Source organism: Dysosmobacter sp. Marseille-Q4140 (genome assembly GCA_018228705.1).
In the GTDB taxonomy this organism is placed as follows: Bacteria; Bacillota; Clostridia; order Oscillospirales; family Oscillospiraceae; genus Oscillibacter.
In genome coordinates this window covers 1006117-1026703 of sequence record CP073694.1, presented here as the reverse complement: position 1 = coordinate 1026703, position 20587 = coordinate 1006117, and the positions used below count along the sequence as shown (strand labels likewise).

The following is a 20587-nucleotide window of genomic DNA, read 5'->3' as shown; positions in this document are numbered from 1 at the left end:
TTTTTCCATGAGGAGAGATCGATTATGAGAGCGACCATCGTACATGAGAGCCGGGGCCGGATGCGCCTGCGGCTCCGGCAGAAAAATATGACCCTCCGGCAGGCAGACCTGCTGGAGACCTGGCTGAAGGGCCAACCTTGGACGAGAGAGGCCGTGGTCCATGAGCGCACCGGCTGCGTCATCGTGACCTACGCGGGAGATCGGGAGACGGTGCTATCCGCTATCGGCGGCTTCACCTGGGCCGGGGCGGAGGAAGCGGTTACCCTTCCCAGCCACAGCACCCGGGAACTGAACCGGGAGTTTCAAGAAAAACTGGTGGGCAAGGTGCTGATGAAGGGGGCCGCCGCCCTGTTTTTGCCTGCCCCGCTGCGGATCGCCCGGGTGGTCTGGCACATGGTACCATTCCTTCACAAAGGCATTCGATGCCTGGGGCGGCGAAAAATCAAGGTGGAACTGCTGGACGCCCTGTCCATCGGCATCTCCGCATGCCGCCGGGACTTTGGAACCGCCGGCACCGTCATGTTCCTGCTGGAGATCGGCGAGTTGCTGGAGGATTGGACGCGGAAGAAGTCCGTGGCCGACCTGGCGGAGAGCCTGTCCCTCCATGTGGACCGGGTGTGGCTGAAAACAGAGGCCGGGGAGGTGCTGGTTCCCATCGGCCAGGTAAAGCCCGGCGACCGGGTGCTGGTTCGGGCCGGAGGCGTCATCCCCCTGGACGGCGTGGTGGCGGAGGGGGAGGTCACCGTCAACCAGGCCTCCCTCACCGGCGAGTCCGTCCCCGTGGCCAAGCATTCCGGCGGCGCAGTCTACGCCGGCACTGTGGTGGAGGAGGGCGAGTGCATCCTGGAGGTGAAGCAGGCCACCGGCCAGGGCCGTTACGACCAGATCGTGGAGATGATTCAGCGCTCCGAGCAGATGAAGTCCGCCGCCGAGGCCAAGGCGTCCAGTCTGGCGGACAGGCTGGTGCCCTACACCTTTGCCGGGAGCCTGCTGAGCCTGGCCCTCACCCGGAACGTGACACGGGCGCTGTCGGTACTCATGGTGGACTTCTCCTGCGCCCTGAAGCTGGCCATGCCCCTGGCGGTGCTCTCCGCCATGCGGGAGGCGGGACGGGAGCACATCACTGTCAAGGGCGGTAAATTCCTGGAGGCGGTGGCCAAGGCGGACACCATCGTTTTTGACAAGACCGGCACCCTCACCCACGCCTGCCCACGGGTGGCGAAGATCGTCCCCTTCAACGGCAAGGAGGAGGCGGAGATGCTCCGCCTGGCCGCCTGTCTGGAGGAGCATTTCCCACACTCCATGGCCAACGCCGTGGTGGAGGAGGCCCGCCGCCACAAGCTGCACCACGAGGAGCGCCACGCCAGGGTGGAGTATCTGGTGGCCCACGGCATCGCCAGTTCGGTGGACGGGGAGCAGGTACGCATCGGCAGCGCCCACTTCATCTTCGAGGATGAAAAGGTGACCATCCCGGAGGGGGAACAGGAGAAGTTCGACGCCCTGCCCCCGGAGTACTCCCAGCTGTATCTGGCCATCGACGGGGTGCTCTCCGCCGTGCTCTGCATCTCCGACCCCGTGCGGGAGGAGGCGAAGGACGTGCTCTCCGCCCTGCGGGGCCTGGGCGTGAAAAACGCCGTCATGCTCACCGGGGACAGCCCCCGCACCGCCACCGCTATTGCCAAGGAATTGGGGGTAGACGACTTTCGGGCCGGAGTGCTCCCTGCGGACAAAGCGGACTATGTGTCCGCCCTGCGGCGTGAGGGCCATACCGTCCTCATGGTGGGAGACGGCATCAACGACTCCCCGGCCCTCTCCGAGGCGGATGCGGGTATCGCAATCAGTGACGGGGCGGCTATCGCCCGGGAGATCGCCGACATCACCATCGCCGCCGACAGCCTGTGGGAGCTGGTGCGCCTGCGGCAGCTGGCCATGGCCCTGATGAACCGCATCCAGAACAACTACCGCTTTGTCATCGGCTTCAACGGGGCCCTCATCGGCCTGGGCATAGTGGGTATCCTGCCTCCGGCCACCTCCGCCATGCTACATAACCTGTCCACTCTTGGAGTAAGCCTTCACAGCATGAGCGCACTACCGGTAGCCGGTCAGGCGACAAAGGTGCTGAAGGATCTGTAAAGTTCGGAAGATCCCGCATGAGTTTATTTCCATCATCGACTGAACGGAGGGTTGAATATGAAGAAGGAAATATTCTATCTGATTGGCGCCGTGGCCGGTGCGCTGCTGGTGTTGCTGGCAGTACCGCTGGGAAACGCCTATATTGGAAATTATCTTTCGGTTTATGGTGGGATGGACACCCAGAGCTATGTACTGCTTATGCAGAGCGCGGTAACGGGCTTTCAGATCCTGGGCGGTGTTCTTCTGGGACTCTTCGGCGCGGCGTATCTTTTCCGGCGCAAACCGTAAGCAACGATTTTATTCTCGAATGCCCCGGCGTGCAGTTGTACGCCGGGGCATTTCTCATCGTGCTCTTTGGGGAATTTCCTTCCATGTGCTCCGTGGAGAATTTCCTTCCACCTCTTGACAAATGGATCCGACAGCTATACTATAGCATTGTTATATAACGCTGCTATAAGGAGGCTGCCACAATGGAAGAGAACACTCCCACCACATTGAAAAGGATCCAGGAGGCGGCCATGACCGAATTTCTGGACAAGGGCTTTCTGGGGGCCTCCCTGCGGCAGATCGTGAAGAACGCCGGGGTAACTACCGGAGCTTTCTATGGCTACTTCTCCAGCAAGGAGGCTCTATTTGCCTCTATTGTAGAACCCCACGCCAAGGCACTGATGGGCCGGTTCATGGAGGCCCAGACCTCCTTTGCTGAGTTGCCCGAGGAACAGCAGCCGGAGCATATGGGGATAGAATCCTCGGACTGTGTCCACTGGATGGTGGACTACATCTGCCAGCACCGCCAGGCAGTGAAGCTGCTCCTGTGCCGGGCGGAGGGCACCGGCTATGAGCAATTCATCCACAACATGGTGGAGGTGGAGGTGGAATCCACCCTCCGCTATATGGAAGTGCTGCGGCATCTGGGGCGGGATGTGCCGGAACTGAGCCGGCCCCTGTGCCACATCATCGCCAGCGGGATGTTCAGCGGCCTCTTTGAGATCGTGGTCCACGATATGCCCCGGGAGCAGGCACAGCGGGACGTGGAACAGTTCCGCCAGTTTTACACCGGAGGATGGCTGAAATTGATGGGGGGATGACCCCTGTCTTTTTTGGATATTGGTTAGTTATTGCTAACTTTCAAAAGGAGGTTTTTCCATGAAGCAAAAGAAGAAGAACGATATAGCCGCCCTGCTGGACTACGCGGGGAGCCACCGGGGGCTGACCTTTCTGGGTCTCGGCCTGTCGGCGCTGTCCATGGTGTGCAGCATGATCCCTTACCTCTGCATCTGGCTGGCGGCCCGGGATCTGATCGAAGTTGCTCCAAACTGGACGCAGGCCCAGAGCGTCGCCCGGTACGGGTGGCTGGCCTTCGGGGCTGCCTTCGGGGGCATCGTGCTGTACTTTGGGGGGCTGATGTGTACCCACCTGGCGGCTTTCCGCACGGCGGCCAACATCCGCAAGCAGGGCGTGGCCCATGTGATGAACGCCCCTCTGGGCTGGTTCGACGCCAACGCCTCCGGCCTCATCCGGGGACGGCTGGACGCGGCGGCGGCCGACACCGAGACCCTGCTGGCCCACAATCTGGCAGACATCGTGGGTACCATCACCCTGTTTATTGCCATGCTGGTGCTGATGTTCGTCTTTGACTGGCGGATGGGCTGCGCCTGCCTGCTGGCGGCGGTGATCTCCATCCTCACCATGTTCGCCATGATGGGGGGCAAGAACGCCCAGATCATGGCGGAGTACCAGGCGGCCCAGGACCGCATGACCAAGGCGGGCACCGAGTATGTCCGGGGCATCCCGGTGGTGAAGATCTTCCAGCAGACGGTGTATTCCTTCAAGGCGTTCCAGCAGGCCATTGAGGAGTACAGCGCCAAGGCCGAGCACTATCAGGCGGACGTGTGCCGGACGCCCCAGTCCATCAACCTGAGCGTCACCGAGGGGGCCTTCGTGTTCCTGGTTCCGGCGGCCCTGTTCCTGGCCCCGGGAGCCCTGGCCACCGGGAGCTTTGCCGGGTTCGTGACAGACTTCGCCTTTTACGCGGTGTTCTCCGCCATCATCTCCACGGCGCTGGCCCGGATCATGTTCGCCTCCTCCGGCATCATGCTGGCCGGCACCGCCCTGGGCCGCATCCGCATGGTCATGGAGGCCCCGGAGCTGAAAGCACCAGAGCGCCCCAGGGCGCCTCAGGGCAGCCGGGTAGAGTTCCGGGACGTGAGCTTCACCTACGACGGGGCAGAGACGCCCGCTCTCAGCCATGTGTCTTTTACAGTAGAGCCGGGACAGACCGTGGCCCTGGTGGGCCCCTCCGGCGGCGGCAAGACCACCGCCGCCAGCCTGATCCCCCGGTTCTGGGACGTGTCCTCCGGCGCGGTGCTTGTGGGCGGCGTGGATGTGCGGGACATGGACCCCCACGCGCTCATGGATCAGATTGCCTTTGTGTTCCAGAACAGCCGGCTGTTCAAGACCTCCATCCTGGAGAACGTCCGGGCCGCAAGGCCAGAGGCCACCCGGGAGCAGGTGCTCGCCGCCCTCATGGCCGCCCAGTGCGGAGACATTCTGGAAAAGCTGCCAAAGGGCATGGACACTGTGATCGGTACAGAGGGCACCTACCTCTCCGGCGGAGAGCAGCAGCGGGTGGCCCTGGCCAGGGCCATCTTGAAAGACGCCCCCATCGTGGTGCTGGACGAGGCCACCGCCTTTGCCGACCCGGAGAACGAGGCCCTGATTCAGAAGGCCTTTGCCCAACTGACGAAGGGCCGCACGGTCATCATGATCGCCCACCGCCTGTCCACCGTGGTGGGGGCGGACAGGATCCTCGTCATGGACCAGGGGCGCATAGTGGAACAGGGCACGCACGAGGAGTTGACTGCCGCCGGCGGGCTGTATGCCAGGATGTGGGCGGACTACAACCGGGCGGTCCAGTGGAAGATCACCAGCGAACGGTGAGAAAGGGGGAAGGGAAATGTTCAGCAAAGCGTTTCAGCGCAAATACGCCCTGACCGACCAGGGCCTGAAAAACACCAAAAGCGGCGCGTTCTGGACCGTCGTCACCAACCTGGTGGTCATGGGCGGCATGGGCATCCTTTACCTGCTGATGGGGGGCTTTATGGGCACCCTGACGGACGGCGCGCCCCTGCCGGGGGCGGCGCTGCCGGCAGTCCTGACCGTGGGGTTCGTCCTGCTGTCCTTTGTGACCCACCTGCAGCAGTACCGGGCCACCTACGGCCTGGTGTACGGTGAGGTCAAGACCACCCGCCTGCGCCTGGCGGAGCGGCTGCGGAAGTTGCCCCTGGGCTACTTCGGTAAGCGGGACCTGGCGGACTTAACTGAAACCATCATGGGGGACGTAAACCGGATGGAGCACGTGTGGAGCCATGTGCTGGGATACCTGTACGGGGCCTACATCTCCACTGCCATCATCGCCCTGTGCCTGCTCTTCTACGACTGGCGGCTGATGATCGCCTGCCTTTGGGGTGTGCCGGTAGCCTTTGGGCTGCTGTTCGGCAGCCGGAAAATCGCCGCCCAAAACTCCGAAGTGACAAAAAAAGCCGCCCTTCGGGTCTCAGACGGCATCCAGGAGGCGTTGGAGAATGTCCGGGAGATACGGGCTGCCAACCAGGAGGAGCGGTATCTGGCCGGTCTTTATGAGAAGATCGACCAGCACGAAAAAGTCACCATCCGGGGCGAACTCACCACCGGATTGTTTGTCAATGCCGCCAGCGTGATCATGCGCCTGGGCGTAGCGACTACCATCCTGACGGGAGCCAGCCTGATTTTGTCCGGACAGATCGACTTCATGGTGCTGTTCCTGTTCCTGCTGGTCATCACCCGGGTGTACGCCCCCTTCGACCAGAGCCTGGCTCTTATCGCGGAAATGTTCATCTCCCAAGTATCTGCCGACCGCATCAACGAGATCTACGAAACCCCTATCGCCAAAGGGGCGGAGACCTTCCGGCCTCAGGGCCACGACATTATCTTTGACCATGTGGGATTCGCCTACGATAAGAAACAGGTGCTCCGTGACGTGAGTTTCACCGCAAAAGAGGGAGAAGTCACAGCTCTGGTGGGGCCATCCGGCTCCGGCAAAAGCACCTGTGCGCGTCTGGCCGCCCGCCTGTGGGATATTACGGCCGGCCGCATTACCGTGGGCGGCGTGGACATTTCCACGGTGGACCCGGAGGTACTTCTTACCGACTACTCCATGGTGTTCCAGGATGTGGTTCTCTTTGACGACACGGTGATGGAGAACATCCGCCTGGGCAAGCGCGGCGCTACGGACGAGGAGGTACGCGCCGCTGCCAAGGCCGCCAACTGCGATGAATTTGTGGAGCGGCTCCCCCAGGGTTATGACACGCCCATTGGGGAGAATGGCGCCAAACTCTCCGGCGGGGAGCGGCAGCGGATCTCCATCGCCCGGGCACTTCTAAAAGACGCACCCATCGTCCTGCTGGACGAGGCAACCGCTTCCCTGGACGTGGAAAACGAGACAAAGGTACAGGGGGCCCTTTCCCGTCTGCTTCAGGGCAAGACGGTGCTGGTCATCGCCCACAGGATGCGTACCGTGGCGGGAGCCGACCACATCGTGGTGCTGGATGACGGCCATGTGGCCCAGCAGGGCGCCCCGGCGGAGCTGATGGAGCAGGGCGGCCTCTACCGCCGCATGGTGGAGCTCCAGAGCGAGAGCGCCCAGTGGCGGCTGAACGGTGCGGAGGCAGAACCTTTCTGAAACCGGACGGAAAAGGGCACGGCTCAATCGAGCCGTGCCCTTCTGCGATATTCCAGCGGTGGGCAGCCGAACTGCCTGGCAAAGACCGCCGCGAATTTGCTTTGATTTTCGTAGCCCACCTGTGCCGCGATCTCGGCCACCCGCAGTTCGGTGTCCCGCAGCAGCTCTGCCGCCCGGCGCATCCGTGCCTCCCGCAGGAAGATGGATAGATTTTCCCCGAACACGCCCCGGAAGTAGTTTTTCAGGCTGGTTTCGCTCACCTGAAACCGCTCTGCCAACTCCCGCGCCGTGTAGTTCCGGCTCAAATCGGCGCACAGGATCTCCCGGGTTTCCCTGGCAATGGCCACCTGGGAGCGGGTGAAGTAGCGGAACGACGGACTGGCCTCCACAGGCTGGCGCTTCACTTCCCAGAGCAGCCGGGCGGAGAGCAGCTTGATCAGACCCAGTTCCTGGGAATCCCGCAGCTGCCACAGTTCATCCAGCGCCGTCTGAACGGTGGGCGGAGTAGAGGCCAGATACAGGCGGCGGTGGGTGTGCAGATGCTCCATGATCTCCTCTGGGCTGACCTCACTCTCCTGAAAGAGCGGATAGGGCCGCCGGGACAGCGCATCCAGATCAAGAAACAGTTCGATCCCCTCATAGAGACTTCCGGGATAGCAATATTCCTCCTGGGCCTGCTGTGTCCCCACAGCCATATACCCCTGGGAGAGAAAGGCGAACTGGCCGTCATCCAGGGCCACCTCACAGCGGCCCTTCTGACAGAAATTCAGAAGGAGGATATTGTTTGCCTCGGCCTGCGCCAGAGGCCAGACCTGGGTATCAATCCGGTTGAAGGAGAGGATCACACCTTCCCACAGGGAGAACAGCCGCAGACTGCCGTTTTCCGATCCGCGGAGTGTCATCACGGCGGCCTTCCCGTCGGGACATACCTCCACGCCGCCGGGGAAACGTCCGGCATCAAAGAGCTGTGACAGGTTGGACATAGGCGTTTCCTCCGTTGTGTTCTCATGCTCTGATTGTATCGAACCGGGAGCAGGCCGTCAATGGGACAAGGAAAATCAAATGCTGTTTGGAGCCAAAACGCCGGAATGGAGTTGGTGACAGGCAGAGAGATGTGCTATTCTGTCCCATGGTTAGCAATAACTAACGATTAGAAACAGGAGGAACAGAAACATGTCTCAATCATTGGAACAGGGAAAACGGAAACTGACAGCAAAGGACGCCATCACCGCCGGCGCACTGGGAGCGGTGTGCATCGCCATCCGCTTTGTTTTTATGCTGGTGGGCGGCGTCAGTCCCTATGTGTGGTTTGCCACCCACTTGATCGACGCCATCCTGATTGGGCCGGTGTTCATGCTGATGGTTGCCAAGGTGCGAAAGAACGGTCCCTTTCTGCTCACCAGCCTGGTCACCGGCGTGGTGCTGGTAGCCGCCACATGGATGTTCCCCATCACCGGGCTGGTGGGCGGACTTCTGTGTGAGCTGTGCCTGCGGGCCGGGCAGTTCAGGCAGAAGAGCTGGCTGGTGCTGGGCTTCTTCTGCTTCAATCTTGGATTCATCGGGGACTTCCTGCCCCTGTGGTTCACCAAAGAGAGCTATCTGGAGTATGCCGCCCAGATGATGGATGCCGGCTATATGGCCACCATGGAGGGCCTGCTGACCTGGCCGGTGTTCGGGATCATCGTGCTGAGTATCCTGGTGGGGTCCATCCTGGGCGCCCTGCTGGGCATGAAGCTCATGCGCAAGCACTTCGTCAAGGCCGGGCTGGCACAATGAGGGCGCAGGCTGCCCGCGGTTCCTTTCTGGACCCACGGACCAAAATCCTGATTTGGCTGCTGGCCAATGTGGTGGTATTCACCTGGGCTCCGGCGGTGTTCCGCGTCGCCGTGATGCTGGCCTACTTCGGCCTATTCCTGCTGGAGCGGAAGGGAAAGATGCTGGCGGGCCTGCTGCTTGTCTACCTGGTCATCGTGGCAGTGCAGTTCTGGCTGTTGCCGCTGCTGCCCGGCTCCCTTGCCACGGTCTTTGCCACAGTGACCTATTTCCTTCTGGTCTTTCCCTGCATTGCCGGCGGGGTTTACATCATTGCCACCACCAGCGTCAGCCAGTTCATGGCCGCTCTGGAGCGGTTGGGGGCGCCCCGGAGCTTTTCCATCACTCTGGCGGTGACCCTCCGTTTTCTGCCGGCGCTCCGCCAGGACTTCCGGCATATCCGGGACGCTATGGCCCTGCGCCGGATCCACGGCCTGGAGGAAAAATTGGCGTGTGTCTATGTCCCCATGCTCATGGGGGCGGCCCAGACAGCGGAGGAACTCAGCGAGTCGGCCACCGCCAGGGGCATTGAGCATCCGGGGAAAATGTCCTCCTGGCGGCCCATCGGATTTCATGTTCAAGATGCGGCCGTGACTTTGCTGTTCCTGGCCCTGTGCGTGGGTGGGATCTGCTGCAAGGGGGTGCTCCCGTGATCACCTTCGACCATGTGACGTACACCTATGAGGGGCAGACGGAGCCCAGCCTTCGGGACTGCTCTTTTACCGTAGAACCGGGAGAACTGATCCTTTTCACCGGTGAGAGCGGGTGCGGCAAGACCACGATCATCAAGCTCATCAACGGGCTGCTCCAGCATGGAGGAGGCGGGACTTTGGAAGGCACCGTCACAGTCAACGGTCGGGATGTGGCCGGGACGCCCCTGTGGGAGCTGGCGCAAACCGTGGGCTCCGTGTTTCAGAACCCCAAGTCTCAGTTCTTCAATCTGGACACCACCGGCGAGGTGCTCTTTGGCCTGGAGAGCCGGGGGGCCTCTCGGGAGGAAATGTCCCAGGCCCTGGATTCCGCCGTTCAGGTCTGCGGCGTGGGCCCGCTCCTGGATCGGAATATCTTTGCTCTGTCCGGCGGGGAGAAGCAGCGCATCGCCTGTGCCAGCGCATGGGCCATGGGACCGGAGGTGTTTGTGTTGGATGAGCCCTCCTCCAATCTGGACGGAGAAGGCATCCGTCAACTGCGGGACATTCTGAGGCGGCTGAAAGCAGCGGGGAAAACCGTCCTGGTGGCGGAGCACCGACTGTGGTATGCCGCAGACCTGGCTGACCGGGTGTTTTATCTGCGGGAAGGGCAGCTGGAGCAGATTTACACCGGGGCGGGGTTCTTGGCTTTGACGGAAGAGAAACGGCGCTCCATGGATCTGCGGAGTTTGACGGAGGTACCGCTGCCGGAGCCGCACCCGTCATCGGAAACGGGTGGCCTGACGGTACGAGGCCTTCGGGCCTCCTACGGCGGCAGAACAGTCTGGGAGGATGTGTCCTTTACCGCACCCCGGGGACAGATCACAGCCATTACCGGTCACAACGGGGCGGGCAAGACCACTTTGGCCCGATGCCTGTGCGGTTTGATGAAAGAGCAGGCCGGGACGATCCTGTGGGACGGAAGCCCCATGGGCCGAAAGGAACGACGGCGAAAGGCTTTCCTCATCATGCAGGATGTGAACCTCCAGCTTTTTGGGGACAGCGTGCTGGCGGAAGCGCGGCTGGGCAGTACAGCCACAGAGCAGGAGGCTCTGGCCATCCTGGAGCGGATGGATCTGGCCCAGTACGCCCAGGCGCACCCGTTGGCGCTCTCTGGTGGACAGAAGCAGCGCCTGGCTATTGTGGACGGCTGCCTCAGTGGAAAAGAGTTGCTGATCTTCGACGAACCCACCAGTGGTCTGGACTACGCCCACATGCTGGAGGTGAGCAGGCTCCTCCGGGAGCTGGCAAAACAGGGGCTGTGCGTGGTGGTCATCACCCATGACGGGGAGTTCCTGCGGGAGAGCGGCGCCCAAACGGCGGAGTGGGCGCCAAAGGAACGGCTCCAATAGTATTTGCAATACAACGGAAGGAGGCTCACGCATGGCATTGCACGCATCCGGCGAGGACTATCTGGAGGCCATCCTTGTTCTCCATAAGAAGATGGGCATGGTGCGCCCCGTGGATGTGGCCCGGCACATGGAGGTCACAAAGCCCAGCGTGTGCCATGCGGTGGCGACCCTGCGGGAAGGGGGCTTCCTGACAATGGACAGCGACTATTTCCTGCACCTGACCGATGTGGGGCGGGAAGTGGCAGAGCAGATCTATGAAAAGCACCGCTTCTTTACCGACCGGCTGATTGAAGCCGGCGTAGACCCGGAAGCGGCGGAACGGGACGCTTGCCGGATGGAGCACGTCATCAGCGATGAGAGTTTTCAGCGCCTCAAAGCGGTGTCTGAGCAAAAATCTTGAGCACAGCAAAGGAGAGGGGCCGTGCTTGCGGCCTCTCTCTTTTTGCGTAAAAGGGGGATAAGCATCCGATGGAAGAAATTATCGTTATCCGAGTCGCTGACCCAGACGGCAGCGTGTTCAAGGCCGTCATGGACGCCCTTCAGGAGAAAAAGGCAGAGGTCATCGACATCGCTGCTCCTGCTCCCTCTGTGCTGTTCCTCGGCGAATTGGAAATCCGCCCCGCTTACCGGCAAGCCCTTCTGGCGGGAAAGGAAATCCGCCTCAACCACGGGGAATATGCCATGCTCTACTGTATGGCTAAGACACCTGGCTGCGTCTACACCAGAGAACAACTTTATGCGGCGGCCTGGGACGAGATATATCCCTATGGGACAAATACCGTGGAAAACACTATCTTCCGGCTACGACAGAAAATAGAGGCAGATCCAAAACATCCGGTTTACATCAAAACCGTCTTTCGGAGTGGATATAAGTTAAATAAATTATAGATGCCAACCAGTTGCTTTTGTGCGTAGAGATAAGAATTTCCGATATATTCCATCCTCTTGTAATAATTCAGCGTGCCTTCCTCGTTGAACGATTTTTCCGTGATCTATCACAACAATTTGATCTGCATTCCTGACAGTACTCAGTCGGTGCGCAATCGAAATTAAAGTTTTGTTTTTTGTCAACTCCTGGATGGCAGATAAAAGTGCCTGCTCATTCTCCGGGTCCACGCTGGAAGTCGCTTCGTCCAAGATGATGATGGGAGCATCTTTCAAAATGGCCCTGGCGATGGAAATACGCTGCTTTTCTCCACCGGAGAGAGTTGAGCCACCCTCCCCGATGATCGTGTCGTACCCATCCGGGAGGGACAAAATGAAGTCGTGGCAGCAGGCCCGTTTTGCAGCCTCCACCACCTGTTCATGGGTGGCTTCCGGCCGACCAAACCGGATGTTGTTTTCCACAGAGTCGTGAAAGAGGTACACATTCTGAAAGACCATGCTGATGTATTCCAGCACGCTGTCCGCAGTATAATCCCGCACATCTTTTCCGCCGATCCGAACTGTCCCTTCCTGCACATCCCAAAAGCGGGCAATCAGATTGCAGAGTGTAGTCTTGCCGCTGCCGGAGGGCCCTACAATCGCGCAGGTGGTATGCTCCGGGATTTCCATCGAAATATCATAGATTACCCGTCGATTCCCATAGCCAAATGAGATATGTTCCAGAGAAATACCATAGTGGGACACAATCAGTTTCTCCGTGCTGGTATCCATCTTTGGAATATCGGTGACTTCCTCCAGTCGGTCCAGTTCTGTATTGATCTTTTTGCTCAGAAAGGCGCTGTTGCCCATTGTCTCCAAATCGGAATAAACCGTAAACGCACAGAACAGGAAAGTCAGGCAATAAGGCAGGCTGATTTGCCCCGCCAGATACAGCAGAGCTGCCGCCGCAATCAGCACACAACTCATGAGCTTAAAGGTCAGCCCATAGAAACGGAGGACACCAGCCGTAGCCTTTTCCTGGCCGTAGTCCGCATCCCATTTTTTCTGGAACGCAACGCGGACTTCCCGCTGTCCTTCGTCACCTTTAGAGAAAGAACGCAACACCGAAATACCCCGTATGTATTCCATCACCTTACCGACCAGGTGCTCCTGGGCCTCCTGGTAAATGGGGGCATATTGAGCAGCACGAAACCTCACCCAGCGCAGGACCAGCATCCCAAGCGCCAGCCCCACAAGGCTCAATCCCGCAATCACCGGGCTGAAAAAGAACATCATCACGGACATCAGTACAGCCATAGCCACACCACTGGTCATCTGCTCAATCGCCAGCATGGAGTAGCCCTCCAGGTCGGCAATCGTGGTGGTGAGCATGGCCTGGATGGTGCCCAGGTTTTGTTCTGAGAAATATCCCATGGGTGCCTGTTTCAATCGTTCCCCAATCTCCAGACGGTAATCCCGAAAAATGTCATAGCCAGTCCCGCTCATGGTGCGGTCATACATCCACTGGAAAAAGAAATGGCCCAGTACGCTGCCCAGAATTACGCCAAAAGCCTGCTCGATGATGCCCGGCGAGAGTTTATCCAGATGGACCAGAATCCAGAATACACCGAACATCATAAACCCGTTGAAGAATGATTTCAGAATGTTGCAGACGATTCCTGCAACGATTTTTCCACGGCTGTTTCCCGCAATCTTAAAGACGCGACGAATCATTTCAAACATCTTCTGCGCCTCCTTCCATAGAGCCGGCGTAGTCCTGCCACATCTTTCGATAAAGGGGGCAGCTTTGCAGAAGCTCCTCCTGGATGCCTCGGCCCACAATCTCGCCGTTAGAAACAACCAATATTTGGTCGGCATTGCGGATCGTATTCAGCCGGTGAGCTACGACAATCAGAGATTTTCCCGCCACCAGTTTGCTGATGGCCTGCTGGATCAGTGCCTCGTTCTCAGGGTCGGCATAGGCGGTTGCCTCGTCCAAAATGATGACGGATGCCTTTTTGAGCATGGCCCGCGCAATGGTGATGCGCTGCCGCTCTCCACCGGAAAGCCGGTCCCCGGCATCACCGGCCATGGTATCATAGCCCTGTTCTAACTGCATGATAAAGTCATGGCAGTTGGCGGCTTTGGCGGCAGCCTCTACTTCCTCGTCGCTGGCATCAGGGTTTCCCATACGGATGTTTTCCCGAATAGATTTGTCAAAGAGAAAATTGTCCTGGGCCACATAGCTGATCTCACTCATAAGCTGTCCGAACGGAATGCTGCGAATATCCTGCCCGCCAAAACGGACCGTACCAGAGGTCGCATCCCAAAAGCCGGCCATCAGTTTGGCAATCGTGGACTTCCCGGAGCCGGATGGACCGACAATGGCTGTCATGGTACCGGGTTGTGTCTGGAATGAGATACCGTGGAGGACTTCGGCTTCGTTGTAAGCAAAACGAACATCCTCAAATTGGAAGCCCTGTGATCCAAGTTCTGCGGACTTCGTGGGGCGAACAAGTTCCGGCGTCTTCAAAAAGGCAGTGACCTGTTCCAGATTACCCTTGATCATGCTGACCTGCTCCATGGCCTCGGAGACCTTCATCAGCGGCGCAATAAAACCCAGAGGCACTACCAGAGCTACCAGAAAGACAGGGAGAGAAAGACCTCCCTCCATATAGAGCCACGCTCCCACTGGAAGGGTCCCCAAAAGCGTAGAGGGTAGAACAGCCCGGGCTGCTGCGTTCCAAAGCCAGCATTGGCTCCACCATGCCATGGTGGAGTCGTGGAAGTAACAGACCGAATCAGCATATTTTCCATAGGAAGCTGCGGATCGGTTGAACGCCTTGATGACCTGAATGCCGTTGACATACTCCACCAAGGCGCTGTTCATCTCATTGGCGGAGCGCATATAGTTCTCCATGCGAGGTCCGTAACCACGCATCATGGCAGCAAAAAAGAAGGTTCCCAGTGGAATTGTCACCAGTGCAGCCAGCCCCATCCGCCAATCCAACAGGAAAATTAGGAGAATACTGCACAGAGGTGCGGCGATGTTGGATGGCAGTTCCGGCATGAAATGGGCCATGGAGTCCTCCAGCTTCGCCACATTGTCCACAATCAGATTTTTGAAAGTTCCGGTGGGCGTTTCCAGCATGACACCCATGGGGACCTTCGCCATCCGGTCCGTAATGGCCTCCCGGATATTTTTCAGTATGGTAAAGGAAATTTTGTGGGACATTAGGGAAGACCGCCAGGTAAGCAGCATTTTTATGATCTGGCAAACTGCGGAGCCTCCGCAGAGAAACAATACCAGCGTGGGCGTTGCAGTCCCCTGGTACAAGGCGTCCGCGAGGACAGCCACCATTAAAAACGGGCCCATGCCAAACAGTTCTCCCAAGACAGCCAGGAAGATGGAGAGACGCATTTTACCGTTGTTCTCTCCCACAAAAGCAAAGAGCTGACGAATTGTTCCCGCTTCTTTCGACTTCATAACCAGCCTCCTTTCAGGCCACAAAAAATACAAGGAGGGTATTGCAATTTCAAGTACCCTGTGCTAAAATCCAAATTACAGCGTAATATTACAGTGTAATTTTAGTATAGGACGGAGGGACAGCAAATGTCAAGAGACTTTCAGCAGACCCACGAAAATCTTTTGCTCTGCGCCCAAAAGCACTTTCTGGAATATGGTTTTGAGCGGGCCAGCATCCGGGAGATCTGCAAGGACGCCCATGTGACCAACGGAGCTTTTTATAACCACTTTGAAGATAAGGAGGCTCTGTTTGGCGCGCTGGTGGAGCCTGTTGTCCAGGAAGTCAAGGCCATCTACGAGGCATCGGTAAATGAGCACATGGAACTGGCAAAGACAGATGACTTGAAATCCCTCTGGAAACTGTCGGAGAAAACGCTGTCGGCCATTATCGAATACATCTATGAGCATTTTGATGTGTTCCGGCTACTTCTTATGCGGGCGGAGGGCACGCGGTATTCCTCCTTTTTGGATGATGTTGTCTGTCTGGAAACCCAGGTCACGCTGAAATTTTTTGCGGAACTGAGATCCCGGGGTATCCAGGTCCGCGAATTGGCAGAAGAGGAATGGCATATTCTGCTCCATTCGTATTTTGCATCCCTGGCGGAAGTAGTCATGCACGATTTTCCAAAAGAGGCAGCATTGAAATACGCCCATACGCTTGTATCCTTTTTTAACTCCGGATGGCAGACAATTTTGGGGATTTGATCCCCAAAATTTTTGCACAATAGTTAGCATCCACTAACTAAACGACATGGAGGTGAAACCGCAGTGTCCCCTTTGCGCGGGGTATTGCAACACTCAATTCTTTTCAGAAAGGACATATTCAAAAATGGAAAACACAAAAAAGCTCACAGGTAAAGACCTAATCAATGTTGGCATTTACACAGCCATGACCCTTGTTATTTTCTTTGTTGTCGGCCTGCTTACCGCACTGCCGGTGGTCTACCCGTTCCTGTTCATAATTTGGCCCATCGTCTGCGGCATTCCTATGATGCTTTACTATACCAAGATTCAGAAGTTTGGTATGCTGACCATCACAGGTATCATCGGCGGCATCTTTTTCTATCTGATCGGCTACGGCTGGATCGGCCTGCTCGGCTGGGTGCTCGGCGGCATTCTAAGCGATGTCGTGCTCAAAATCGGCGGCTATCAGAAATTCAAGGTCACTGTTCTGAGCTATGCCTGCTTTTGCCTCGGTATCATGGGCTGCCCCGCCAATCTCTGGTTTGCCGGCGAAGCGTATTGGGAAAACATCCACACCTCTATGGGCGATCAGTACGCAAACACCTTGCAATCCCTGATGCCTTCCTGGATGTTGTATGTGGGCTTTGCGCTACTGTTTGTGGGCGGTATTCTGGGCGCGCTGCTGGGGCATAAAATGTTGAAAAAACACTTTGAGAGAGCTGGCATTGTGTAATGGAGCAGCTTCAAGCGGTTATTGAAAACAGAACAGGCTTTTGCTTGGACCCACGAACCAAGCTGCTGCTGATGGCCGTTGTCGCTACCGCAGAATTTCTATACAGCCACACCGCTTTTATGATTGTGGTGGCGATGATCCCTTTTATCCTGCTGTTGACTAACCGGCAGTATAAGACGGCAACCGTGTTCTTTTGCCTGTTCGCAGCGGGGCTGTTTGTGCAGGCTATCCAGAACTCGGTACAGTTCCCGATGATCGTCAATATGCTGGTAGTTCTGCTGGTAGGGCTGGTCCTGCGGCTGTTTCCGGCCTTTGTGATGGGGGCCTACATCATCAAATCTACTACAGCCAGCGAGTGCATTACCGCGCTGGGCAGGATGCATATTGGGCGGCAGATCACCATTCCGCTCTCCGTCCTGTTTCGTTTTATCCCTACCATGCAGGAGGAATCGGCCGCCATCAAGGACGCCATGCGGATGCGGGAGGTCCAGTTCGGGACAAAGAAATTCTGGCAAAACCCCGCGGCCCTGATTGAATACCGTTTTATTCCCCTGATGATCTCGGTGGTCAAAATCGGGGATGATCTCTCTGCGGCGGCCCTGACCCGCGGCCTGGATAACCCGGTCCGGCGCACCAATATCACAAAGGTCGGTTTTACCGGCTGGGACCTGCTGACGGTACTGATCGCCGGAACTGCGCTACTCTCTACATACTTTTTCAGTCCATGGTAAGGAGGTGATACTGTGATCGAATTGAAAGATGTTTCCTTTACTTATGAGAGCGGAGAAACCGAGAACAACCTGAGCCATATCAACCTAACAATCCGGGATGGCGAAACCATCCTGCTCTGTGGAGAGTCCGGCTGCGGCAAGACGACGCTGACCCGGCTGATCAACGGCCTGATTCCGCATTACTACGGCGGGAAATTGACTGGGCAAGTTCTTTTAGATGGGAAAGAGTTAAAAAACTATCCTCTTTATCAAATCGGACAGCGGGTAGGATCTGTATTCCAAAATCCAAGGACGCAATTCTACAATGTAGATACTACCAGCGAGATCGTTTTTGGGTGTGAAAACATGGCTCTGCCGGTCTCGGAAATGAGGGAACGTCTGGAAAAAACTGTTCATAGTCTCAAGCTGGAAAAACTGCTGAATCGGAGCTTATTTGCCCTGTCCGGTGGAGAAAAACAGAAAATCGCCTGCGCCTCTGCCGACGCAATCCACCCGGACATCTTTGTGCTGGACGAGCCATCCTCCAACCTGGATATTGCCACCATCGAAGATTTAATTGGTGTGATCCGGCACTGGCAGTCCGAGAAAAAGACGGTGATCGTCGCGGAACACCGGCTTTATTATCTTGTTCCCTATGCAGACCGAATTCTCTACATGAAGCACGGAAGTATTGTACAAGAATTTACCGGGGCAGAATTCCAAAAATTACCGCCCGATAAATTGCAGGGAATGGGGCTGCGGGCACTGGACCCATTCCATCTGCCCCCAGAGGCCGCTCCCAAACCGGCCGCTCCGCAACTACATATCAAGGGGTTCCAGTTCTCCTATGAAAAGCACGGCCCCCTCAATGTGGATATTCCAGACCTGACCCTGCCCCAAGGGGAGATCATTGGCATCATCGGGAATAACGGTGCGGGAAAATCCACCTTTGCCCGGTGTCTGTGCGGCTTGGATAAAAAAGCAAAAGGTGTGCTTGAAATGGATGGGGTCCCCTATGACGCAAAGCAACGCAGGCATATCTCCTATATGGTTATGCAGGATGTAAACCACCAGCTATTTACGGAAGATGTGCTGGACGAGTTGCTGCTCAGTATGGGCGGCGAAGACGAGAAAGCGGATACGACCCGTGCCAAGGAGATACTGAACAGCCTTGACCTGCTGGACAAAATAAAACTGCACCCCATGTCCCTGTCCGGTGGTGAAAAACAGAGGGTGGCGATTGGCAGTGCAGTAGCTTCGGGCAAAAAGATCCTGATATTTGACGAGCCTACCAGCGGATTGGATTACCGGCATATGCTGGAGGTGTCGGACAACTTAAACCACCTAAAAGAGATGGGAAAGTGCCTGTTTCTGATCACACATGACCCGGAACTCATTTATAAATGCTGCACCTACCTGTTGTTCATTCAGGGGAGCAAGGTGCTGTGGCATCGGCCGATGGACGGGGATGCAGTGAGTCTCTTGCGGGCTTTCTTCTCCCACGAGCAAGGAAATGGTGCGTGCAATGCCTCCTGATAAAAAACTGTACGCGTCCGGTGAGGATTACTTGGAGGCCATACTTGTTCTCCATAAGAAGACGGGCATGGTGCGCTCCGTGGATGTCGCCCGGCACATGGAGGTGTCCAAGCCAAGCGTGTGCCATGCGGTGGCGGCCCTGCGGGAAGGGGGCTTCCTGACGATGGACAGCGACTATTTCCTGCACTTGACCGATGTGGGCCGGGAAGTGGCGGAGCAGATCTACGAAAAGCACCGTTTCTTTACCGAGCGCCTAATTGCAGCAGGTGTGGACCCGGAAACCGCTGAGAAAGATGCCTGCCGGATCGAGCACGTCATCAGTGATGAAAGTTTCGAGAGGCTGAAAGCCGCCGCGAAAACAGAATCGTAAGCACAGCAAAGGGAGGAGGCCGTGCAGGCGGCCGCCTCCCTTTGCCATTGGGGGTGAAATCGTGGATGAAATTATCGTTATCCGGGCCGCCGATCCGGACGGTAGCGTGTTCCAGACCATCATGGATGCGCTGAAGGGTAAAAGGGCAGAGATGATCGATGTTGTCGAGCAGTCTGCTTCCGTGCTGCGTATCGGGGATCTGGAGATCCATCACGAGCAACGCCGGGTGCTCATGGCCGGCAGGGAAGTGGAGCTCAATCATGGGGAGTATGCCATGCTCTACTGCATGGCCAGTTCACCAGGGCATGTGTTCTCCAAAGCGCAGCTCTATGAGGCCGCTTGGGGCGAGGAATATCTGCACGGGACAAACTCTGTGGAGAATACCATCTGGCGGCTGAGAAAGAAACTGGAGGAGGATCCCAGACATCCTATATATATCAAAACCGTCTTTCGGAGTGGATATAAGATAGTTAGCGGAGACTATTGACTGTTCGCTTCTTTTGTGCTATATTAAAACCACTGGTTTGAAACCGAAGGTTTTAATTGATGAGGTGGTCACTTGGCGAAAAGAACAGCAGGTGTGACAGAAAAACTCATGGAATGCGCAAAAGAAGAATTTCTCACAAATGGATATGAGAATGCCTCTCTTAGAGTGATAGCAGAAAAAGCTGGCTCCAGCAAAGGGGCAATCTATATTCGATATCCGGACAAAGAGAGCCTGTACCGCTCCCTCGTACAGCCTGCCATGGATGCTTTTTGTGGCCTGATACAATCGGCGTTGGAGCAGTTTAACCAGTTACCCGGAGCTGAACAGACCAGCCAAATGTATTCTTTCTCTGATCATGGCTTTTGGGCCTCAGTAGACTATATCTACGACCATTTTGACGAGTTCAAGCTGCTTTTGACCAGTGGAGAGAACAGTACATATCAGGAATTCCTCCACCGAGTCGTGGAAATAGACAATCAATGTACCATGCGCTATATTCAGGCATCTGGGAACGACGCAATCTCCAGCGGCCGCCTTACACCAGAGTTGAGCCATCTACTGTCCAGCGCCTTTTATACTGGGATGTTCGAGGTGGTCATCCACGATATGCCAAAGGAGCAGGCGGTCGAGCATATCCAGAGGATGCGGCGTTTCTATACCGCCGGCTGGAAAACCATCTTCTTCGGAGATGGAGGTGAAGACCAGTGAGCGGGTGGATCGACCGGAGTGGCTGGATTCATTGCCCTACCTGCGGCAACAAAACTCGTACCAAGGTGAATCCAGACACAATCCTAAAGCGTTTTCCGCTGTTCTGTCCTAAATGCGGAACGGAACACATTGTTGATGTGCAGGGACAAAACATCATATTGTCAGAGCCAGACGCCAAGACGCAGAGCCGATGATGTGCAGGATAATCCTGCGAGTCATCGGCTTTTTTCTTTGGCATTTGGTTAGAATTCGCTAACTTCAGG

Annotated in this window: 21 protein-coding genes; 18 read left to right on the top strand and 3 right to left on the bottom strand. The window is 57.0% G+C overall.

What is annotated here, in order from left to right:
• The first annotated feature begins 24 nt into the window (after positions 1-24).
• From KFE19_05120 to KFE19_05100, 5 genes are all read left to right on the top strand, one after another.
• On the top strand, positions 25-2133 hold the full coding sequence (locus KFE19_05120) for a heavy metal translocating P-type ATPase (protein ID QUO38892.1): 2109 nt from the start codon (positions 25-27) through the stop codon (positions 2131-2133).
• Positions 2134-2190: 57 nt separating this feature from the next.
• A complete protein-coding gene (locus KFE19_05115; protein ID QUO38891.1) occupies positions 2191-2421 on the top strand; it encodes a hypothetical protein in 231 nt (76 codons plus the stop codon).
• A gap of 182 nt (positions 2422-2603) precedes the next feature.
• Positions 2604-3221, top strand: a complete 618-nt coding sequence (locus tag KFE19_05110; GenBank protein ID QUO38890.1) for a TetR/AcrR family transcriptional regulator — start codon at positions 2604-2606, stop codon at positions 3219-3221.
• A 58-nt stretch (positions 3222-3279) separates the two neighbouring features.
• On the top strand, positions 3280-5073 hold the full coding sequence (locus tag KFE19_05105; protein QUO38889.1) for an ABC transporter ATP-binding protein: 1794 nt from the start codon (positions 3280-3282) through the stop codon (positions 5071-5073).
• A gap of 16 nt (positions 5074-5089) precedes the next feature.
• Positions 5090-6853 (top strand): ABC transporter ATP-binding protein, encoded by a 1764-nt coding sequence (locus KFE19_05100; GenBank protein QUO38888.1) that lies wholly within the window; start codon positions 5090-5092, stop codon positions 6851-6853.
• Positions 6854-6876: 23 nt separating this feature from the next.
• Here the strand turns inward: KFE19_05100 and KFE19_05095 are convergent, their stop codons facing one another.
• Entirely contained in the window at positions 6877-7836 is a 960-nt protein-coding gene (locus KFE19_05095) for a helix-turn-helix transcriptional regulator (protein QUO38887.1), read from the bottom strand.
• Positions 7837-8026: 190 nt separating this feature from the next.
• Between KFE19_05095 and KFE19_05090 the strand changes: the two genes are divergently transcribed.
• The 5 genes from KFE19_05090 (at position 8027) to KFE19_05070 (ending at position 11594) form a co-directional block, all read left to right on the top strand.
• The gene (locus KFE19_05090) at positions 8027-8629 is read left to right on the top strand and encodes an MptD family putative ECF transporter S component (protein ID QUO38886.1); all 603 of its coding nucleotides are present in this window, start codon (positions 8027-8029) and stop codon (positions 8627-8629) included.
• Positions 8626-9318, top strand: a complete 693-nt coding sequence (locus KFE19_05085; GenBank protein QUO38885.1) for an energy-coupling factor transporter transmembrane protein EcfT — start codon at positions 8626-8628, stop codon at positions 9316-9318. Before KFE19_05090 ends, KFE19_05085 begins: the two co-directional genes overlap by 4 nt.
• Positions 9315-10706 carry an ABC transporter ATP-binding protein gene (locus tag KFE19_05080; GenBank protein ID QUO38884.1) on the top strand — a complete coding sequence of 464 codons (1392 nt, stop codon included), beginning with the start codon at positions 9315-9317 and terminating at the stop codon, positions 10704-10706. Before KFE19_05085 ends, KFE19_05080 begins: the two co-directional genes overlap by 4 nt.
• A gap of 31 nt (positions 10707-10737) precedes the next feature.
• Positions 10738-11106 carry a metal-dependent transcriptional regulator gene (locus KFE19_05075; GenBank protein ID QUO38883.1) on the top strand — a complete coding sequence of 123 codons (369 nt, stop codon included), beginning with the start codon at positions 10738-10740 and terminating at the stop codon, positions 11104-11106.
• 68 nt (positions 11107-11174) lie between these two features.
• Positions 11175-11594 (top strand): winged helix-turn-helix transcriptional regulator, encoded by a 420-nt coding sequence (locus tag KFE19_05070; GenBank protein QUO38882.1) that lies wholly within the window; start codon positions 11175-11177, stop codon positions 11592-11594.
• Here the strand turns inward: KFE19_05070 and KFE19_05065 are convergent.
• On the bottom strand, positions 11589-13313 hold the full coding sequence (locus KFE19_05065; GenBank protein ID QUO38881.1) for an ABC transporter ATP-binding protein: 1725 nt from the start codon (positions 13311-13313) through the stop codon (positions 11589-11591). The two genes, KFE19_05070 and KFE19_05065, sit on opposite strands and share 6 nt — an antisense overlap.
• Positions 13306-15057 carry an ABC transporter ATP-binding protein gene (locus KFE19_05060; protein QUO38880.1) on the bottom strand — a complete coding sequence of 584 codons (1752 nt, stop codon included), beginning with the start codon at positions 15055-15057 and terminating at the stop codon, positions 13306-13308. The genes KFE19_05065 and KFE19_05060 overlap by 8 nt, the downstream gene beginning before the upstream one ends.
• Positions 15058-15183: 126 nt before the next feature.
• Here KFE19_05060 and KFE19_05055 point away from each other — a divergent pair, with 126 nt between their 5' ends.
• The 8 genes from KFE19_05055 to KFE19_05020 all read left to right on the top strand — a co-directional run bounded on the left by KFE19_05055 (position 15184) and on the right by KFE19_05020 (position 20518).
• Positions 15184-15801: a TetR/AcrR family transcriptional regulator gene (locus tag KFE19_05055; protein ID QUO38879.1), complete on the top strand. Its 618-nt coding sequence runs from the start codon at positions 15184-15186 to the stop codon at positions 15799-15801.
• 124 nt (positions 15802-15925) lie between these two features.
• Positions 15926-16513, top strand: coding sequence for an MptD family putative ECF transporter S component (locus tag KFE19_05050; protein QUO38878.1), 588 nt, complete (start codon positions 15926-15928; stop codon positions 16511-16513).
• Entirely contained in the window at positions 16513-17244 is a 732-nt protein-coding gene (locus tag KFE19_05045) for an energy-coupling factor transporter transmembrane protein EcfT (GenBank protein ID QUO38877.1), read from the top strand. Before KFE19_05050 ends, KFE19_05045 begins: the two co-directional genes overlap by 1 nt.
• 12 nt (positions 17245-17256) lie before the next feature.
• Entirely contained in the window at positions 17257-18759 is a 1503-nt protein-coding gene (locus KFE19_05040; protein ID QUO38876.1) for an ABC transporter ATP-binding protein, read from the top strand.
• Positions 18749-19129 carry a metal-dependent transcriptional regulator gene (locus KFE19_05035; protein ID QUO39525.1) on the top strand — a complete coding sequence of 127 codons (381 nt, stop codon included), beginning with the start codon at positions 18749-18751 and terminating at the stop codon, positions 19127-19129. The genes KFE19_05040 and KFE19_05035 overlap by 11 nt, the downstream gene beginning before the upstream one ends.
• A gap of 61 nt (positions 19130-19190) precedes the next feature.
• Positions 19191-19616, top strand: a complete 426-nt coding sequence (locus KFE19_05030) for a response regulator transcription factor (GenBank protein QUO38875.1) — start codon at positions 19191-19193, stop codon at positions 19614-19616.
• A 72-nt stretch (positions 19617-19688) separates the two neighbouring features.
• The gene (locus KFE19_05025) at positions 19689-20324 is read left to right on the top strand and encodes a TetR/AcrR family transcriptional regulator (protein ID QUO38874.1); all 636 of its coding nucleotides are present in this window, start codon (positions 19689-19691) and stop codon (positions 20322-20324) included.
• 8 nt (positions 20325-20332) lie between these two features.
• Positions 20333-20518, top strand: coding sequence for a cysteine-rich KTR domain-containing protein (locus KFE19_05020; GenBank protein QUO39524.1), 186 nt, complete (start codon positions 20333-20335; stop codon positions 20516-20518).
• Positions 20519-20587 lie beyond the last annotated feature (69 nt).

What these genes read in the sequence shown, in the direction of transcription:
- KFE19_05110 (QUO38890.1), top strand. Translation starts at nt 2,604, where the DNA reads ATGGAAGAGAACACTCCCACCACATTGAAAAGGATCCAGGAGGCGGCC.
- KFE19_05090 (QUO38886.1), top strand. Translation starts at nt 8,027, where the DNA reads ATGTCTCAATCATTGGAACAGGGAAAACGGAAACTGACAGCAAAGGAC.
- KFE19_05075 (QUO38883.1), top strand. Translation starts at nt 10,738, where the DNA reads ATGGCATTGCACGCATCCGGCGAGGACTATCTGGAGGCCATCCTTGTT.
- KFE19_05105 (QUO38889.1), top strand. Translation starts at nt 3,280, where the DNA reads ATGAAGCAAAAGAAGAAGAACGATATAGCCGCCCTGCTGGACTACGCG.
- KFE19_05060 (QUO38880.1), bottom strand. Translation starts at nt 15,057, where the DNA reads ATGAAGTCGAAAGAAGCGGGAACAATTCGTCAGCTCTTTGCTTTTGTG.
- KFE19_05055 (QUO38879.1), top strand. Translation starts at nt 15,184, where the DNA reads ATGTCAAGAGACTTTCAGCAGACCCACGAAAATCTTTTGCTCTGCGCC.
- KFE19_05065 (QUO38881.1), bottom strand. Translation starts at nt 13,313, where the DNA reads ATGTTTGAAATGATTCGTCGCGTCTTTAAGATTGCGGGAAACAGCCGT.
- KFE19_05115 (QUO38891.1), top strand. Translation starts at nt 2,191, where the DNA reads ATGAAGAAGGAAATATTCTATCTGATTGGCGCCGTGGCCGGTGCGCTG.
- KFE19_05095 (QUO38887.1), bottom strand. Translation starts at nt 7,836, where the DNA reads ATGTCCAACCTGTCACAGCTCTTTGATGCCGGACGTTTCCCCGGCGGC.
- KFE19_05070 (QUO38882.1), top strand. Translation starts at nt 11,175, where the DNA reads ATGGAAGAAATTATCGTTATCCGAGTCGCTGACCCAGACGGCAGCGTG.
- KFE19_05100 (QUO38888.1), top strand. Translation starts at nt 5,090, where the DNA reads ATGTTCAGCAAAGCGTTTCAGCGCAAATACGCCCTGACCGACCAGGGC.
- KFE19_05045 (QUO38877.1), top strand. Translation starts at nt 16,513, where the DNA reads ATGGAGCAGCTTCAAGCGGTTATTGAAAACAGAACAGGCTTTTGCTTG.
- KFE19_05085 (QUO38885.1), top strand. Translation starts at nt 8,626, where the DNA reads ATGAGGGCGCAGGCTGCCCGCGGTTCCTTTCTGGACCCACGGACCAAA.
- KFE19_05120 (QUO38892.1), top strand. Translation starts at nt 25, where the DNA reads ATGAGAGCGACCATCGTACATGAGAGCCGGGGCCGGATGCGCCTGCGG.
- KFE19_05050 (QUO38878.1), top strand. Translation starts at nt 15,926, where the DNA reads ATGGAAAACACAAAAAAGCTCACAGGTAAAGACCTAATCAATGTTGGC.
- KFE19_05035 (QUO39525.1), top strand. Translation starts at nt 18,749, where the DNA reads ATGCCTCCTGATAAAAAACTGTACGCGTCCGGTGAGGATTACTTGGAG.